Below are 16,275 nucleotides of genomic sequence, written 5' to 3' on the forward strand. Positions count from 1 at the left end.
TGTGTATGTATTAGAGAATGACTCCTTCTTTAAAGATGCTTATCTCCCTATATCCGAATTTTTCATTATTCGTTTTCTTTTTACCTGTTGAAAGCTCCAGAATGTAATGGAATAAATCGTCCTTTAATTCATCGATCTTTTGACCTTCTATCAACCGCCCGGCATTATAATCAATCCAGTGCTTTTTACGATCGGCTAAATCCGAATTCGTAGCTATTTTTACAGTAGGCACCGGTCCCCCAAACGGCGTTCCCCTTCCCGTAGTGAATAGAACGATATGTGCGCCGGCTGCTGCCAAAGCCGTCACCGAAATCAGGTCATTGCCAGGAGAATTGATTAAATTCAAACCATGCTTCTCTACTCGTTGTCCATATGGGCTTACATCCACTACAGTGGCATGGCCCCCTTTTTGTGTACATCCAAGTGATTTTTCCTCCAGTGTACTTATGCCGCCTTCCTTGTTTCCAGGTGAAGGGTTTTCATAAATTTCCTGATCATGGCGAATGAAATACTGTTTGAAATCATTAATAAGGCCAACGATTTTCTTAAAGGTTTCTTCATCCCTTGCCCTGTTCATCAATATCGTTTCCGCTCCAAACATCTCAGGAACCTCTGTCAATATCGTGGTCCCGCCATTTTCCACTATTAAGTCGGAAACCGCACCAACCAATGGATTAGCGGTAATGCCTGAAAAACCATCGGAACCACCGCACTTCAAGCCTATTTTCAACTTTGAAACTGGTACGGTCTGGCGTACGAACCTTTCCGCATATTCCACTAATTCCCCCATTAAACTTAAGCCGCTCTCCAATTCATCTTGAACCTCCTGGGCTTTTAAAAATTTAATCCGATGAGGAGGAAATTCGCCTATGGCTTCTTTAAATGCTTCGATTTGATTGTTCTCACACCCTAATCCTACAACTAAAACCCCTGCTGCATTTGGATGTTGAGCCAAGGCTGCCAACAGTTTCTGCGTATGGGTCAAATCATCTCCCAATTGAGAACAACCGTAGGGGTGGGAAAAGTGATGAATCCCATCGATTTGACGATCTTTAAACTGCTCATTGCCCATTTTAGCGAGAAGTTCACATGTTTTATTGATGCAGCCTACCGTATTGATGATCCAGATTTCATTCCGGATACCCACTTCCCCATTTTCACGGATATATCCTTGGAAGGTATGATTTTGACTTGGCTCATTTGTATCTTGAATGCTAGGTTGATAGGAATAATCCAATATACCTTGCAAACCGGATGCTAAATTATGGGTGTGAACCCAATCGCCAATGGAGATATCTTCTTTAGCTTTTCCGATCGAGTAGCCAAATTTGATTACGTCCTCCCCTCGTTTAACCGGTTTCACTAACATTTTATGCCCTTTAGGAATGTCGTCATTTGCCTTGATATGGATCATTCCACTGTCTTCTGTTTGAATCTGGAAGCTCTGTCCTTTATGAATTCCCTCCAAGGAAATAACAACATCATCATTTGAATGCAATTGAACATATTTATTCATTTTGTCCCTCCTTATCATGAGTAAGACGTTCAGAACCAAACGTCAATTCATTTCGAAAGCCCTTTCATTTTTCCCTTGAATTTTTTAATTTTTAAATCTATTTTAATTTTAACATCAATTTACGAGATATAAATTGCGTTTTTTGCTATAAATATACTCATTCTTGTTGTATTATACTTTCAGGAGATGAACAAATGAAAAAAATTCATAATGCATTAAACCATGATTTACTCTTCCCATTCTCATTTGTCTATCAAGATACGAAAAGTCCCCAGAATGAATTGTCCGATCATATGCATGACTATTATGAAATTGTTTATGTTTATAACGGTAAAGGGACCTTTTTTATCGGTGATGTGTTTTATGATATGCAGCAAGGGGATGTATTTCTGATCCCGAATAATACCATTCATAGGGCATTACCGAATAAGGACGACCCTGTCACCTCCACCATTATCTTTTTCAGTCCCACATTAATATATAAAGATGTGGTTGATGATTCTTTTTCATATTTACACTTGTTTGATCTGACAAAAAAGAGTAAGAATTACAAAATATCATTGCCGCAGAAGGAGCAAGTAAAGTTGGAGGAACAGCTACAGCTCATCCTGCAAGAAACAACTAGCCAATTAATAGGCTCGAGGCATGCTTGTTTGCTGATCGTTCATCAGATCATACTTGATTTATACCGTACCCGGATAAATGGCAAAGAGGATTTATCCGAGGGCAGCTATAGCTCAGAATGGATCAAAGATATTTTAATCTATATTAATGAACATATTGATGAACCATTAACACTGACGGCACTTGCACAAAAAGCTTTGGTCAGTCCCGCTCACTTCAGCAGAGTTTTTAAGGAAACGACTGGAATTGGCTTAATCGTGTATCTAAACACGAAAAGAATCATCAGGGCAAAGGAACTTTTGCTGGAAACGAATCACACCATTGCCCATATTGCTGAAATGTGTGGTTTTGAAAGCATTCCCCAATTTTATCGTACCTTTAAGAAATACAATGAAAAGACACCAGCTACATTTCGAAAAGAAAATCGGATTCGCTAGGCGTGCCTAATACAAATGAAAAATGGAAGTGTCTTCCCTTTGGGAGACACTTCCATTCTAACAATCTATTACGCAGGCTTTACTATCGGTCGTACAAAACGGATGACTGCAAGCGATGCAACGATGGCCAATCCACCAGCAAGCAAGAATGCAACTGTGTATGTGCCTGAGGTATCGACAATGTATCCTGTTAACGTCGGTCCGATGATTCCTGCTGTATTTGCCAAGAAATGCATAAAACCTCCAACAGATCCAACATTACCAGGGTCTACGACATCGTTGACGATTGCCCAGTAAATGGCACCAGTCAAATATAGGAAGAAGACGGAAAGTGCTACAAGCGTTACCGCACTGACCGTCGTGGATACAAGTCCGGCAAAACCGATACATACTGCCGATAAGAACAAGCATGTTACAAGCACGAGTTTACGTGAGAATAAAACACCTTTTTGAGCGAATTTTTTAAAGAAGAAATCCGACACGAATCCACCCAAAGCAAGTCCGATGAATCCAAAAATCCAAGGAATCACTGTAATGATACTCATATTTTCCACACTTAGGCCGCGTGCATCCACCAAATAGCTTGGGAACCAAGTTAAGAAAAAGAAGAGAATATAGTTGTAGGAGAAAAAGGCTAGAGCTGTAAATAAAACAGTTTTTTGTTTTAAATAAAAGGTGAATTTCACCTTTCCTTCCGATGTTGCCGCTACATAAGATTTTCCTGTATGTTTCTGTTCTTTTGACTCTTGTGGTTTTTCTTTAACGAACTTCCACCAGCAAATCGCCCAAATAAGACCAATTATCATTATGGCAATGAAAGAAACTCTCCATCCATATGAGATGGCAATGAATCCAACTATTGGACCTGCGATTGCGCCACCAAGCGGAGTCCCGCTATTCGTCAGACCAACGACAGATGCCCGTTGATTTGACGGGAACCAGTTATTCACCATTTTATTGATGGTTGCTGAAAGAGGGCCTTCGCCCATCCCAAACAAGATGCGGATGACTATCATACTGGCAAAACCGACAGCAAGCACAAGTGCACCACTGAATAATGACCAAACGATCATTGCCACGAAAAGCGTAAGCTTTGCTCCCCATTTATCGGACGCCATGCCTCCAAGGAAGTTAAATACGGCATAACCAACTGAAAAGCTACTAAAGATAATTCCCATCTGTGTTGCTGTTAGGGATAAATCATCTTGGATGAACGGAGCTGCAATGGATAGTGCAGATCGGTCCAGATAATTTATTACCCCTGCCAAGAACAAGAAAACGATAACCATTCCTCTACCATTTGAAAACATAAAGAACCCCCCTATACGTTTCTATAAATGCAGCAGCATTTTTGGAAACGTTTCCATTTAATAACCAAGAGTAAAACCTATATGACCCAAAAACTAAATCGGTTTAGAATCCCCGTAAAAAAAGCGCTTTCTTTTTCACAGGAATTCTTACATCCGAATCTAGCAAGAATTCCTTGAAAGCAAAGTCGGTTTCAAGCGATGGACGCTTGTATCCTCTTTTCCTGATTTATTGATTTGACTAAGCAGTAACTCTGCTGCCAAGTTTGCCATTTCAATGGCCGGCTGATTAACCGTTGTGATGGTCGGTGTATAGAAACTGGCATAAGGAACATCATCGATTCCTATGACCGCTATGTCATCAGGTATATTGATTTCGTGCTGTTTCATATAACGCAATACTTCATTAAGTACGATATCATTTCCTGCCAAAATGGCTTGAGGCGGCTTTTCCAATTCGAAAAATTCTGAAAGCGCAACCGGAATTTCATCTGCATTCACAGTTTTAATATATTCTGAATTGAATGGTATCCCATGTGACGCGAGCGAATCCTTGTACCCTTTGATCCGTTCGATTCGAGGACTGATATCGCGTATTATTGAAGTGGTTATGATTGCAATGTTTTCAAAACCCTTTTCAATAAACCGATCGACCGCTAACTTGGAAGCAAGGTGATTATCGAGCATGACTGTAGCAATATTCAATTCTTCGATCGTCCTATCCATGAAAACAATCGGGAATTGATCACTCTTCATACGTTGATATAAATCAAGGTTGTCCCCTGTGGGGAAAATGATGATCCCATCCACTTGTTTAGCCCTTAGCATTTCAATATAATTCTTTTCCTTTTCAGGATTGTCATCTGCATTGCAAACGATAATGTGGAACCCTTGTTCATAAAAGTAGTTTTCTATAGCTCTAATAACTTGCGTTGAAAACGTGTGAAGGATATTGGCAACCACTACCCCAACGGTAAAAGTGGATTTTTGTTTTAAACTGCGCGCTATTATATTAGGCTGATAGTTTAACTCTTCTATTGTTTCTTCAATCTTTTTCCTTGTTTTTTCACTCATATATTCATAGCGTTTGTTCAGGTATTGGGAAACTGTGCTTTTTGATACTTTCGCGTGATTGGCGACATCAGTAATTGTAATGGTTTTCATTTCATTCATTCCTGTCGTGTGATTTCAATTTTTTCTGCCTAATACCAAAATGGCTTATATATAAGGAATATTCTATTATAATAAGTAAAGCTTTACAATCACCATCTGATGCAGTAAAAAGACAATTTCCCAACCCGTTGAACTAATTTAAACTTTAACTTGTTCGCCTTTTTATTGGACCTGGCTTCAGACGCCCGAGTATGCCATGAAGCCCCCATCGACCGGTACCGTAATTCCTGTGACAAAGCCCGAATAGGATTCATCAACGAGCCAAAGCAATGTACCAAGTAAATCTTCAGGCTGCCCGAAACGCTTCATGGGTGTTGAAGTAATGATTTTATCAGACCTTGCCGTCAGACTGCCATCTTCATTAAGCAAAAGCTCCCGATTTTGCTTCGTCAAAAAGAAACCTGGAGCAATGGCATTCACCCGTAAACCTTCTTCGGCAAAATGAACAGCCATCCACATGGTAAAATTATTTATCGAAGCTTTGGCGGCACTATATGCTGGTACTTTAGTCATTGGAGCGTAGGCGCTCATGGAAGATATATTTACGATAACTGGTGCTTCCACTTGCAATAATTCTTTTCCAAAAACCTGACTTGCCAAAAATGTACCGGTAAAATTACTGGCAAAAACTTGGGAGAAACCATCTTCATCCAGATCAAAAAATGATTTTCCTTCTGCTTCTTCCCCATATTTCTCTGGAGCAGTAATGGCATCAGGATGATTGCCACCCGCTCCATTTATTAATAGATCCACTCTTCCGAACGTATCAATTATTTTCCCTCTTGCATCCTCCAATGAGGTTCTATTCAAAACGTCTGCCGCGATTGATATCGCAGTTCCCCCTGCTTGTTCAATGAGCTCGACCACTTCTTGACCTTTTTCTGCCGTTCTGTTCAATATAGCTATCTTGACACCATGACGGGCCAATTCCACAGCCATTTTGGAACATAAAACACCGCTGCCCCCAGTGATGACTGCCACCCTGTTCGTTAAGTTTTCATGTATGGGGATCATGATTCCCCACCTGATTTACCAGCTTCATATGCATCCCATAATCCGAGCAAATACATGATTCCCAATGCTCGGTCATATAAACCGTATCCAGGGCGGCAATCTTCACCCCATATATGGCGGCCATGATCCGGTCTGACATAACCAGTATAATTTTGCTTATTCAATTCTTCCACGACGCCCTGTATATTGATGGATCCATCCTGGGTATGATGGGATGTTTCCACAAAGTCGCCATTTTCATAAATCTTCACATTTCTTATATGGGAGAAAGGCGAACGGTTTGCATACTTTTTAGCCACTTGGACCATATCATTTTCAGGGTTTGCCCCCATCGAGCCTGTACACATGGTGAACGCATTCGACGGTGAATCCGAAATCGAGATCAGTTTTTCATAGCTCGACTCTCCGGTGATGATTCTTGGCAAGCCAAAAATGGACCATGGCGGATCATCCGGGTGTATTGCCATTTTTATACCGCAAGCCTCGGCAACAGGTAATATTTCTTTTAGGAATATTTCAAGATTCGCCCACAGCTGCTCTTCGTCCACAGTTTTGTAAGCTTCGAATAATTCAGAGATTTGATCCATTTTTTCTGGTTCCCAACCTGGTAAAGTTAAATCTGAGGCTTCCGTTACCGTACGAATTAAATCTTGTGGATCTAACGTATCCACTTTTGCCTTTTCATAAAACAGGGCAGTTGAGCCATCTTCCAAAGGATGGAACATCTCAGTCCGAGTCCAATCAAAGATCGGCATGAAGTTATAACAAATGACTTTCACTCCAGCTTCCGAAAGATTCCGGATCGTTTCTTTGTATTTCTCTATATATATCATGCGATCTTCGTTACCCAATTTAATCGATTCATGGACATTTACACTTTCTACGACATCCGTGTGAAAACCAAATGATTGGATATACTCGATTTCTTTTTTAATTTCTTCCTTTTCCCATACCTCACCAACAGGTTTTTGGTGAAGTGCCCAGACGATCCCTTTCACTCCAGGAATCTGTTTAATGTGCTCCAATGAAACGGTATCATTGTCTTTCCCGTACCATCTAAATGTAATGTTCATCATGCACCTCCGTCATTCCGCAATTTTCTGCATGTATTTTCTGCTTAACTCCACTGCGGCCTCATAGCCGCCATTCTGATAGGCTTTGTTCAAGTCACTGCCGATACCGATTGCTACCGCGCCTGCATTAAGCCAGTCCTTCATGTTATCTAAATTTATTCCGCCTGTTGGCATGATACTTACATTGGGCAGTGGTCCATTAACCGACTTGATGAAAGAAGGTTCGAAATGGTTTGCCGGAAATAACTTTAAAACATCACAACCTGCTTCCAATGATGTAGCCATTTCTCTAATTGTCATGCAACCAGGCATATAGGGAATGCCGTATCGATTACATAGTTCGGCTACTCCATTGACAAAATAGGGACTGACGATAAAATTGGCGCCAGCTAAAATCGCATGTCGTGCCGTTTCAGAATCAAGTACCGAGCCTGCCCCTAAGAGTGCTTCCGTATTTTGCAGTTCTTTGAAAGCTTCTTCAATTCCCGGTGTTGTATAAGTCAATTCGATTGCCCGAACACCTCCTTCTACAGCAGCGTTAGACAGCTGTACCGCCTCTTTTGCATCCTGTCCCCGGATAACAGCTACAACTTTCGTTTCCGTTATTTGATGTATGATTGAGTGTTTATCCATGACTCCTACCCCCTTAATTAAAAACGATGATCGCTTTTCGAACTTGTTCGGGATGATTTTCCACAAAATTAAATGCTTCCTGGATATCATTGAGCGAAAATGTATGGGTGACTAAACCTTCATGTCTGAGTTTGCCTTCATTCAAAAGCTTAACCACTTTTGGAAACTGGTCGGTTTGCAATCTAGATCCTTTCACAGATACTTCCTTTTTAGTGATTGGAAGCTGGGAAATAGCTGAAGGACGTTCATCAAAACCGAGTACGACAATCCGCCCGGCCGTTGACACTACATCAAAGGACAATTCAAAGGTCATCGGCAAGCATACTGCATCAATGACGACGTTGGCCCCTTCCCCATTCGTCCATTCTTCCACTCGTTTTTGAACATCTTCCTTTCCCGCATGTACAGTGATATCAGCGCCGCTTTCTTTAGCGAATTCCAAACGCTCATCACTTAAATCCGTGATCATCACAGATGCTCCTTGAAGCTTTGCCATCTTTAAAATGCATATCCCAATAGGTCCAGCTCCCTGGATTAGCACGGTTTCCCCTTCCTCGACTTCGCCTCTCCAAACGGCCTGTGCTCCAATTGTGTATGGCTCCGCCAATACTATTTCATCCCAAGCTAAAGCGGAATCCACAACATGTAATTGTTTCTCGGGAAGGACGAACCATTCCCTCAACCCACCATCTTCATGCACGCCAAAAACGGAAAGTTTTTCACAAACATTTTGGCGTCCTTTGCGGCAGGCGTAACACTCACCGCAATAACTGATGGGCTCAATAACAACGTGGTCCCCAACTTTTATGCCCGCGACGCCTTGACCTATCTCCACAACTTCTCCCGCTACTTCATGCCCAACGACCCGCGGCAAAGTTGCAAGAGGATTGGTGCCATGGTAAATATGCATATCCGATCCGCAAATCCCGACGCTTTTTACTTTTACAAGGACATCCGTCGAGTTCGAAATCCGTGGTTTTTCAACTTCTTGAATGATAAGTTCATGAGCTTTACGTACTTGAACCGCTTTCATTTCCCCACCTACTTTGTAAGAAATTCATAAACACTTGATGCTATCGTAATACCTTGTTTCAGGTTTTTTTCTTCATTGATTTGTTCAATCTCACCCGGTACATATACGCGATCGAACCCTGGAGCAGGTTCAACCTGTTGCAGCTCTTCGATCATTTGATCCATTTGCTCTAGAAATATATCAGTATCCGTAAAGAACGAAGGATTAATTACACAAAAATAATGTCCCAGCTTCCGTTTCTTATCAAGATCGTCATACATTTTCCCAATGTGCGGGCCAAATGCCGCACCGGCCAATAATCCAGAAAACACATCTACAATTACGGATAGGCCATAGCCTTTCGGGCCTCCGAAAGTGGAAAGGGAAACGACTTTATTCGGGTCTGTGACCGTAGCTCCATTTTCATCCACTCCCCATCCTTCAGGGATTTCCTTTCCCTCTTCCCGTGCCTGGAGGATTTTCCCCAGTGCAACATTGGAAGTTGCCATATCAAGAATAAAGGGTTTCTTCGTTTTGGCAGGAACTCCGTAAGCGATTGGGTTGGTACCAAGAAAAGAAGTTTTCCCTCCGAATGGGACCACAATTTTATCGGTATGTGACATTGCGATTCCAATCAACTTTGCTTCAGCGGCTTTTTGAACGAAATAGCTTAGTGCTCCGCAATGGCTGCTATTAAAAACAGTCACCATGCCCACGCCATTATCTCTGGCCATTTCGATCGCATGGTCCATGGCCACGTCGCTGATCACATGACCAAATCCATCATCTCCATCAACTACACCGGTAACGGGTCCTGTCTTTTGAAAGGAAATCTGTGCATCGGGATTTATTCCTCCTGCCTGTAAACGGTTCACATAATGCTCTGTTCGTAAAACACCATGGGAATTGACATTTCTAAGATCGGCATGAACCAATACTTCCGCGATTTTCCCGGCATTTTCTTCATTTAAACCCACTTTGGTCAGCTGTTGTATGACTAATCGTTTTGCTTCCTCCGCTTGAATCGTTACTGTTGCCATTTCATTCCCTCGTTTCTTTCAGTCATCTATCTTTCTATAACGGCCTCATTCTGTATGAAAGGCATTACTTCATCCAAATACGGTAATCCTTCATTGTCCCCAGCAACAGTTGTGACAAGAGCTCCTACACCATTTGCGAATGTCAATCTTTCATCAATGGATAAGCCATGAAGATATCCGTAAATATAGCCGGCATCATAACCATCTCCCGCTCCAACAGTGTCCAGGGGTATAACAGGGAAGGCTTCTTTTTCATGCCATTCATTTTTGGTATATAGTTTTGAACCATGTTTCCCGTCCTTGATGACAAGTTGATCAATGTCATTCACCTTCGCGAATTTTGCCAAAGATTCTTTTGAGTCAGTTCCGATGATCAATCTTATTTCATCCAAACCTGTAAGCAAAATATCAACATATGGAAAAATATCATAATAAACTGATCTTGCTTCCTCGATTGACCATAGCTTTAAGCGAATATTCGGATCAAAGGAAACAGGTATATTTTTTTGTTTTGCAATGTCCATTACCCTCTTGGCAATATCCACATTTTGGGGATCTATAGCCAAAAATACTCCAGTAAGATGGACTATATCAATCTCTTCAAACATCTTTTCTGTTATATCTTCCGGTTTTAAAGTTAAAATCGGAGATTGATAGCGGTAATAAAATGTCTTTCCGGAACCATCTTCCCGGATTTCTTTAAAGTTAAGGGATGTTGGATAACCATTTACAAAGGCAACATCACTCATGTCCACGCCTTCCCCACGAGCGAAATTATAGATAACTCTGCCGAACTCGTCCTTGCCTAAACGACTTATCCATTTTGCCCGCATGCCTAGCCTTGCACAGCCAATTGCAAAATTCAGTTCTGCGCCTCCTACTTTTCGCTCAAAACGGGTTACGAATCTTAAAGGTCCTGTTTCTTCCGGATTTAGCGTAATCATGGCGTCGCCCAGCGTTAAAACACCATATTTTGATGACAATACAGTACCTCCTTCTTTCGAACAATCACAAATAAAAAGAAAAACATTTGATCATATCACTTTCATTAAGCTTTATTGCTAAATCGATTTAGTTAATTACTAAACCGGTTTGGTAAATCATAAAGAAATTGTAAATGAAAACCCTACCAAAAACAATAGAAAAGTTAGATAATTTGTAATTTTATTTTTATTTGATTATATTTCAGCTAAATTTATGATAAAAAACCATATTAAGGTAAAGCGGAAGGGGTTATTTCTTCCCTCTTTTTTAATGATTAAGAGCTTCTGATTTTTCATCCTTGGGCTTTTAATCAAATTTTACTCTTTGCTATTAATTTAGTGAAAGTTGTATAATATATCAATTGTTAAATAAGTTTGAAAGGTTGTTTGGAATGAGTTTTTTGAAAATATACATCTTACTTACCGGAATAATGATCACGTGGGGGTTAAATGTCTCAGTTATTAAAATTTTAGTTGCGCATACGCAGCCAGTAACGATCACTTCATTGAGAATTTTTACTGCTTCTCTTATCGTCATTATTATTCTTTTCTTCTTTGGATTAATACGTCTTCCTAAAAAAAGTGAACTTCTTTACGTTTTTGGAGGAGCACTTTTGAGTGTCGTTTTTCATCATTATTTTTTAGCTGAGGGATTGACGAAGACTTCAGCCTCGAATGCTGGACTGATTCTGGGCATGGGGCCAATATTGACTGTCATCTTGACCATGATATTCTTTCGTAAAAAGCCCACTTTAATCCGACTTCTTGGCTTTATATGCGGTGCTCTGGGCGTGAGTTTTACCGTTATGGCAGGAAGTGGAGGACTTCATTCCATTAATCTGGGAGATGTGGATATTCTCCTTTCCATTCTTTCACAGGCACTGAGTTTCATACTCATTAATAAAGCCTCAAAAACAATGGATCCACGATTATTAACCGGCTACATGATGCTTATCGGGTCTTTTATTCTTTTTGCCATCAGCTTATGGAAGGAACCAGAGGGCTTATCTTCACTGGCAACGGCACCGCCATCCATCTGGGGAGCTTTCTTGTTCTCCGCTATTTTTGCCACTGCCCTTGGGCACATGAGCTATAATTATGCCATTGGTAAGGTAGGCGCAGCCGAATCATCGATATTTCTTAACTTAAACACCTTATTCTCTTTGTTAGGGGCAGCATTTTTCCTTAATGAAGCCATAGTTCCTGCACATTTCATTGGGCTTATATTCATTGTTTCAGGAGTATTGCTTGGCTCCGGTGCAATAGAAATATGGATTCTTCAACGGAAAAATAAACGCATATCTGCCTAACGGCTACAGCAAAACCTAGATTTCGTGACTTTCTATATAAAAATACTAACAGATCCTACGACACTGCCATTCTTAAAAAAATGGCTTAGCAGTGTCATGGGGTCTTATTTTTATTGTCCATCCCTTCTTCCAACTACAAATAATTTCAGAATAATAATTGGAGATTCATATCCGTTACAATATACCCATAAATTTGCTTGGACATGTCCATTGAAGTGTGCCCATTAAGACAAGCCTTTTTGTCAGTTGTGGCCCTTTTCTTTCTGAGAAACCTCCTAGAAGACATTTTGTCTACTTAATATTGGTTTTGATGAATTAATAAAAATAAAAGAGACTGTCCATGGGTTACAGACAGCCTGAGATTTCAGTCATCCTTATAAAATAAATCAATTAGCCCAGAGCGCAAACAAACCTTCTGTTACACCCAATTTGTATATATAATAAAGTCCGAATGAAAAACTTATAGCTCCCGCCAGCTTGATGAAGATTCGGTTTAAAACGATGTCCTTTCCATTCAAAGCAAACGGTATGCCTAGTAAAGTTGTAAAGCACAGCATGCCAATAATGGTTCCAGCGCCAAATATTATTATATAGATGGACCCTTGGCCTATTCCGGTAACTGTCGACATCGTTAGAATGACCATTGCGGCACTGCCCGCGAGACCATGGACGAACCCAATTAAAGCAGACACCAAAAAAGGGCGAAATCTATCTTTGTCGTTCGTGATATTAGGGCTAGCTTTAAATAAACTTTTCACCCCTAGCATAACAAGCATAATGCCAACACCGAATTCCAGCGTCATGCTTAACGACTCTGGAATCTCCCCTTTCATCCAAATGAACATCATACCTATAAGAAACAGCGTACATGTATGGCCTATACCCCAATACACCCCCGTTAGAGTGGAACGCGATAATTTTTTCGTATTTCCTGCCGTGGTTGCTACCGCAATAACATGATCCGGCTCTAACGAATGCTTTATCCCTAATATGAATCCAAATGTAAGAATCGACACCAAACTCATTTCTCTACCACCTCCCCGAGACACTTCCATACTTCTTCATACACCCTTTTAAGAGGTATATTGTTCTGTACGGCAATTTTACGGCAATCTTCATATTCAGGGGCCTGCTGCAAGGTCAACCCCTCATGAATCCCTCTCTTCATCGTCACTTCCCCCCATTGAGTATTCACATTGAAAAAAGAGCGCTCAAGCCGGTGCACGGTAAGAGGGTAGTAGCGAATACCGAGAGTCGTCGTTTCAGCAAATAATATCTTCTTCATTTTCGAAATCACCTGCTGTGAACAGAGAAGTTGCAATAACACCCCCGGTCGATTTTTTTTCATAAAGATTGGTGTATAAAATACATCATTTGCTCCTGATTCAAACAACAAATCCATTACATGCCCAAGCCATTCACCGGAAATATCATCTAGATTCACTTCCATTTTCACCATTTGTTCATCAAGATGCTCATGATCAGGTGGGCGCTTCATTGGATCTCCCCTATAATAATGCGTAGGACATTCGGATGATTTTCGAATGTTTTTGTTCCCGCACCATAGCCAATCGATTCGACAGTCATGGGTGGAAGCGAGCCGAAATTTTCAGCTAAAACCGCAGCGATGGCAGCACCGGTCGGCGTTGCTAATTCAGAACGAATATCGTTTGAGGCAATCGGTACCCCCTTTAATATTTCAAGAGTGGCAGGTGCAGGAACAGGATATATTCCGTGATCAATATGTATATGTCCAGATCCCGTTGGAATGGCTGATGACTGAACTGATTCAATACCTAGCTGATCGATTAAAATTGCAGCCCCGATTATATCTATTATTGAGTCTACCGCTCCCACCTCGTGAAAGTGAACTTTATCAAGAGGAAGCCCGTGTATGTGCCCTTCCGCTTCACCAATCTTCTTAAAAATGGCGAGTGACATGTTTGTTACCGATTCATTAAAGTTCGCCTCATTGATAGCTTCTACAATTTGTTTGTAGGTACGGCTGCCGTGATGGTTGTGAGGTACATGGCTATGGTTGTGTTCATGTCCATGACTGTGTTCATGTTCATGGCTATGGTTGTGTTCTTGTCCATGGTTGTGTTCTTGTCCATGGTTGTGCTCATGTCCATGACTGTGACTGTGACTGTGACTGTGACTGTGACTGTGTCCATGACTTTGTTCATGTCCATGACGGTGTTCTTGTCCATGGCTGTGGCTATGTTCATGTGTTTGCTCTGATTTACTGGTAAGAAAGACATCAAATTTAGTACTCGTAATGCCATTTTTGACGACCTTCCCCCATGACAGATTATATTCTTCATCTATGTTCAGTTTTTTTAACTCTTCTTCCATTTGTACAGGGTCTGCACCTGCATCAATCAACGCACCAATAACCATATCTCCGCTTATGCCGGAAAAGCAGTCAAAATATAAAGTCCTCATCACAATTGACCTCCTTTTTATGTACGAGTTTGTATATAATGGCTGCATTGTAGGCTGCACCAAATCCATTATCTATGTTCACCACACTTACACCCGATGCGCATGAATTGAGCATCGATAAAAGTGCCGATAAACCGTTAAAATTAGCACCGTAACCAATACTTGTCGGCACAGCAATAATTGGATTCGTGACAAGGCCTCCTAACACACTTGGAAGTGCCCCTTCCATCCCCGCAACACAAACTGATACCGTAGCCCCTCGTATCTCGTCAATATTATCAAGAAGGCGGTGCAGTCCAGCAACACCTACATCGTATATACGCCTGACTGGAATACCTAGAGTTTCGGCCGTCACGGCAGCTTCTTCAGCAACGGACAAATCTGATGTCCCGGCGCACACAATTGCAATATATGAATCAACGGATTTCGGCTTTTCTTTAACCCAAGCAAGTGTCCGTGCAATCTCGTTATACTCAAAATCACTACATTCTTTTTGTACAAATACCGCTTTTTCCCGAGAAATACGAGTCACAAGCACAGAATCATTCCTTGTCCGCAGCGATTGGACAATCGTTAAAATTTGTTCAGCTGTTTTCCCTTCCCCAAACACAATTTCGGGAAAGCCTTGTCTCCTTTTACGATGATGATCGATTTTTACAAACCCTAAATTTTCATAGGATGCAAGTTTTCCCTTCGCTTCCGCAACTGTCAATGAACCCTTTTGAACCTGCTCCAAAATATCGTCAATCATAACATTTCTTCCTTTTTAAGCGCCATATTCATACTTCCGCTTGTATAGCCCGTGAGATCCATTGATACATACTTATAACCAAATTGCTTCAGCCGTTTCGTGATCGCCACATGGTATTGAAGCACTCGCGGCATATCATCGGGTTCAACTTCAATTCGGGCAGTATCCTCATGGGTCCTGACTCTTACCTGATGAATATCCAGTGATTTTATGTAAGCCTCTGATTTATCAACTTTGGTCAATTTTTCCTTCGTAATGATATCGCCATATGCTATTCGTGAGGATAAGCAAGCAAATGACGGTTTATCCCAGGTTGGCAATCCGGCTTGCTTGGACAATACCCTTATTTCTTCTTTGAATAAATCGGCTTCTAGAAGAGGTCCCCTGATTCCTTTTTCTTTAGCTGCTTTCATGCCTGGACGAAATTCGTTAGCATCATCAGCGATAACTCCATAAATAATATTATTAAATTCATATTCTTCAAGAATAGGAAGCAGATGGTCAAATAAACTACTTTTACAAAAGTAACAGCGATTCTGATTGTTTTCTTTATATCCAGGAATGGCCAACTCCGAAGTTTGAATGACACGATGGTTGGCACCAATCCATTTTGTTAGCATAATGGCTTCATTCAATTCACTCGACGGATAGGTTTCCGAATCTGCTGTAATGGCTAACACATTATCATAACCCAGAGTATCAATAGCGACTTTTAGCAAAAACGTGCTATCCACCCCTCCTGAAAAAGCGACCACAACCGACTCCATTTTTTGGAGAATACCCTGCAGATTACTGTACTTTTCTAGTAACATAGCACTTTTCCCCTTTCTGGTTTGTCTTTAATTTATCTACTGTCCATCAGCAATGCCACCCTTGATGGAAATTTAACGGATACATCAAATTGGTAGGAATGGAGGAAATAACATACAGTCATACTTTCATTTCCAGCGCCTATTG

General features: G+C 41.0%; 16 protein-coding genes. 2 read left to right on the plus strand and 14 right to left on the minus strand.

What is annotated here, in order from left to right; translation table 11 throughout:
- Positions 1 to 10 precede the first annotated feature (10 nt).
- The gene (locus tag ACYP5M_RS04765; protein ID WP_459734722.1) at positions 11 to 1,516 is read right to left on the minus strand and encodes a UxaA family hydrolase; all 1,506 of its coding nucleotides are present in this window, start codon (positions 1,514 to 1,516) and stop codon (positions 11 to 13) included.
- 194 nt (positions 1,517 to 1,710) lie between these two features.
- Between ACYP5M_RS04765 and ACYP5M_RS04770 the strand changes: the two genes are divergently transcribed.
- Positions 1,711 to 2,577 (plus strand): helix-turn-helix domain-containing protein, encoded by an 867-nt coding sequence (locus ACYP5M_RS04770; RefSeq protein WP_459734723.1) that lies wholly within the window; start codon positions 1,711 to 1,713, stop codon positions 2,575 to 2,577.
- 68 nt (positions 2,578 to 2,645) lie between these two features.
- On the opposite strand, the gene ACYP5M_RS04775 is transcribed toward ACYP5M_RS04770, so the two are convergent.
- From ACYP5M_RS04775 to ACYP5M_RS04810, 8 genes are all read right to left on the minus strand, one after another.
- Positions 2,646 to 3,887, minus strand: a complete 1,242-nt coding sequence (locus ACYP5M_RS04775; RefSeq protein WP_101225447.1) for an MFS transporter — start codon at positions 3,885 to 3,887, stop codon at positions 2,646 to 2,648.
- Positions 3,888 to 4,046: 159 nt separating this feature from the next.
- Positions 4,047 to 5,048, minus strand: a complete 1,002-nt coding sequence (locus ACYP5M_RS04780; protein WP_101225448.1) for a LacI family DNA-binding transcriptional regulator — start codon at positions 5,046 to 5,048, stop codon at positions 4,047 to 4,049.
- 186 nt (positions 5,049 to 5,234) lie between these two features.
- A complete protein-coding gene (locus tag ACYP5M_RS04785; RefSeq protein ID WP_459734724.1) occupies positions 5,235 to 6,071 on the minus strand; it encodes an SDR family oxidoreductase in 837 nt (278 codons plus the stop codon).
- Complete coding sequence (gene uxuA / locus ACYP5M_RS04790; RefSeq protein WP_101225450.1) at positions 6,068 to 7,144, minus strand: mannonate dehydratase; 1,077 nt, start codon at positions 7,142 to 7,144, stop codon at positions 6,068 to 6,070. Before uxuA ends, ACYP5M_RS04785 begins: the two co-directional genes overlap by 4 nt.
- Positions 7,145 to 7,156: 12 nt before the next feature.
- Entirely contained in the window at positions 7,157 to 7,777 is a 621-nt protein-coding gene (locus ACYP5M_RS04795) for a bifunctional 2-keto-4-hydroxyglutarate aldolase/2-keto-3-deoxy-6-phosphogluconate aldolase (protein WP_459734725.1), read from the minus strand.
- A gap of 13 nt (positions 7,778 to 7,790) precedes the next feature.
- The gene (locus ACYP5M_RS04800; protein ID WP_434167049.1) at positions 7,791 to 8,810 is read right to left on the minus strand and encodes a zinc-binding alcohol dehydrogenase family protein; all 1,020 of its coding nucleotides are present in this window, start codon (positions 8,808 to 8,810) and stop codon (positions 7,791 to 7,793) included.
- 8 nt (positions 8,811 to 8,818) lie between these two features.
- On the minus strand, positions 8,819 to 9,829 hold the full coding sequence (allD, locus tag ACYP5M_RS04805) for an ureidoglycolate dehydrogenase (RefSeq protein WP_101225453.1): 1,011 nt from the start codon (positions 9,827 to 9,829) through the stop codon (positions 8,819 to 8,821).
- A gap of 26 nt (positions 9,830 to 9,855) precedes the next feature.
- A complete protein-coding gene (locus ACYP5M_RS04810; RefSeq protein ID WP_101225454.1) occupies positions 9,856 to 10,812 on the minus strand; it encodes a sugar kinase in 957 nt (318 codons plus the stop codon).
- Positions 10,813 to 11,204: 392 nt separating this feature from the next.
- On the opposite strand from ACYP5M_RS04810, the gene ACYP5M_RS04815 reads away from it, so the two are divergent.
- Complete coding sequence (locus ACYP5M_RS04815; protein ID WP_101225455.1) at positions 11,205 to 12,122, plus strand: DMT family transporter; 918 nt, start codon at positions 11,205 to 11,207, stop codon at positions 12,120 to 12,122.
- 386 nt (positions 12,123 to 12,508) lie between these two features.
- On the opposite strand, the gene ACYP5M_RS04820 is transcribed toward ACYP5M_RS04815, so the two are convergent.
- From ACYP5M_RS04820 to larE, 5 genes are read right to left on the minus strand one after another with little or no spacing between them, the layout of a single operon-like run.
- Positions 12,509 to 13,147, minus strand: coding sequence for an urease accessory protein UreH (locus ACYP5M_RS04820; RefSeq protein ID WP_459734726.1), 639 nt, complete (start codon positions 13,145 to 13,147; stop codon positions 12,509 to 12,511).
- Positions 13,144 to 13,620: a nickel pincer cofactor biosynthesis protein LarC2 gene (gene larC2 / locus ACYP5M_RS04825; protein WP_137017611.1), complete on the minus strand. Its 477-nt coding sequence runs from the start codon at positions 13,618 to 13,620 to the stop codon at positions 13,144 to 13,146. The genes ACYP5M_RS04820 and larC2 overlap by 4 nt, the downstream gene beginning before the upstream one ends.
- Positions 13,617 to 14,567 carry a nickel pincer cofactor biosynthesis protein LarC gene (larC, locus tag ACYP5M_RS04830; protein WP_459734727.1) on the minus strand — a complete coding sequence of 317 codons (951 nt, stop codon included), beginning with the start codon at positions 14,565 to 14,567 and terminating at the stop codon, positions 13,617 to 13,619. The genes larC2 and larC overlap by 4 nt, the downstream gene beginning before the upstream one ends.
- Positions 14,548 to 15,318 (minus strand): nickel pincer cofactor biosynthesis protein LarB, encoded by a 771-nt coding sequence (gene larB, locus ACYP5M_RS04835; RefSeq protein WP_063593702.1) that lies wholly within the window; start codon positions 15,316 to 15,318, stop codon positions 14,548 to 14,550. The genes larC and larB overlap by 20 nt, the downstream gene beginning before the upstream one ends.
- Complete coding sequence (larE, locus tag ACYP5M_RS04840; protein ID WP_137017608.1) at positions 15,315 to 16,130, minus strand: ATP-dependent sacrificial sulfur transferase LarE; 816 nt, start codon at positions 16,128 to 16,130, stop codon at positions 15,315 to 15,317. Before larE ends, larB begins: the two co-directional genes overlap by 4 nt.
- Positions 16,131 to 16,275 lie beyond the last annotated feature (145 nt).

It is taken from the genome of Peribacillus sp. N1 (genome assembly GCF_054600815.1).

Excerpts from the sequence above, each read along its gene's own strand:
- ACYP5M_RS04765 (WP_459734722.1), bottom strand. The coding sequence starts at position 1,516 with ATGAATAAATATGTTCAATTGCATTCAAATGATGATGTTGTTATTTCC.
- ACYP5M_RS04770 (WP_459734723.1), top strand. The coding sequence starts at position 1,711 with ATGAAAAAAATTCATAATGCATTAAACCATGATTTACTCTTCCCATTC.
- ACYP5M_RS04775 (WP_101225447.1), bottom strand. The coding sequence starts at position 3,887 with ATGTTTTCAAATGGTAGAGGAATGGTTATCGTTTTCTTGTTCTTGGCA.
- ACYP5M_RS04780 (WP_101225448.1), bottom strand. The coding sequence starts at position 5,048 with ATGAAAACCATTACAATTACTGATGTCGCCAATCACGCGAAAGTATCA.
- ACYP5M_RS04785 (WP_459734724.1), bottom strand. The coding sequence starts at position 6,071 with ATGATCCCCATACATGAAAACTTAACGAACAGGGTGGCAGTCATCACT.
- uxuA (WP_101225450.1), bottom strand. The coding sequence starts at position 7,144 with ATGAACATTACATTTAGATGGTACGGGAAAGACAATGATACCGTTTCA.
- ACYP5M_RS04795 (WP_459734725.1), bottom strand. The coding sequence starts at position 7,777 with ATGGATAAACACTCAATCATACATCAAATAACGGAAACGAAAGTTGTA.
- ACYP5M_RS04800 (WP_434167049.1), bottom strand. The coding sequence starts at position 8,810 with ATGAAAGCGGTTCAAGTACGTAAAGCTCATGAACTTATCATTCAAGAA.
- allD (WP_101225453.1), bottom strand. The coding sequence starts at position 9,829 with ATGGCAACAGTAACGATTCAAGCGGAGGAAGCAAAACGATTAGTCATA.
- ACYP5M_RS04815 (WP_101225455.1), top strand. The coding sequence starts at position 11,205 with ATGAGTTTTTTGAAAATATACATCTTACTTACCGGAATAATGATCACG.
- ACYP5M_RS04820 (WP_459734726.1), bottom strand. The coding sequence starts at position 13,147 with ATGAGTTTGGTGTCGATTCTTACATTTGGATTCATATTAGGGATAAAG.
- larC2 (WP_137017611.1), bottom strand. The coding sequence starts at position 13,620 with ATGAAGCGCCCACCTGATCATGAGCATCTTGATGAACAAATGGTGAAA.
- larC (WP_459734727.1), bottom strand. The coding sequence starts at position 14,567 with ATGAGGACTTTATATTTTGACTGCTTTTCCGGCATAAGCGGAGATATG.
- larB (WP_063593702.1), bottom strand. The coding sequence starts at position 15,318 with ATGATTGACGATATTTTGGAGCAGGTTCAAAAGGGTTCATTGACAGTT.
- larE (WP_137017608.1), bottom strand. The coding sequence starts at position 16,130 with ATGTTACTAGAAAAGTACAGTAATCTGCAGGGTATTCTCCAAAAAATG.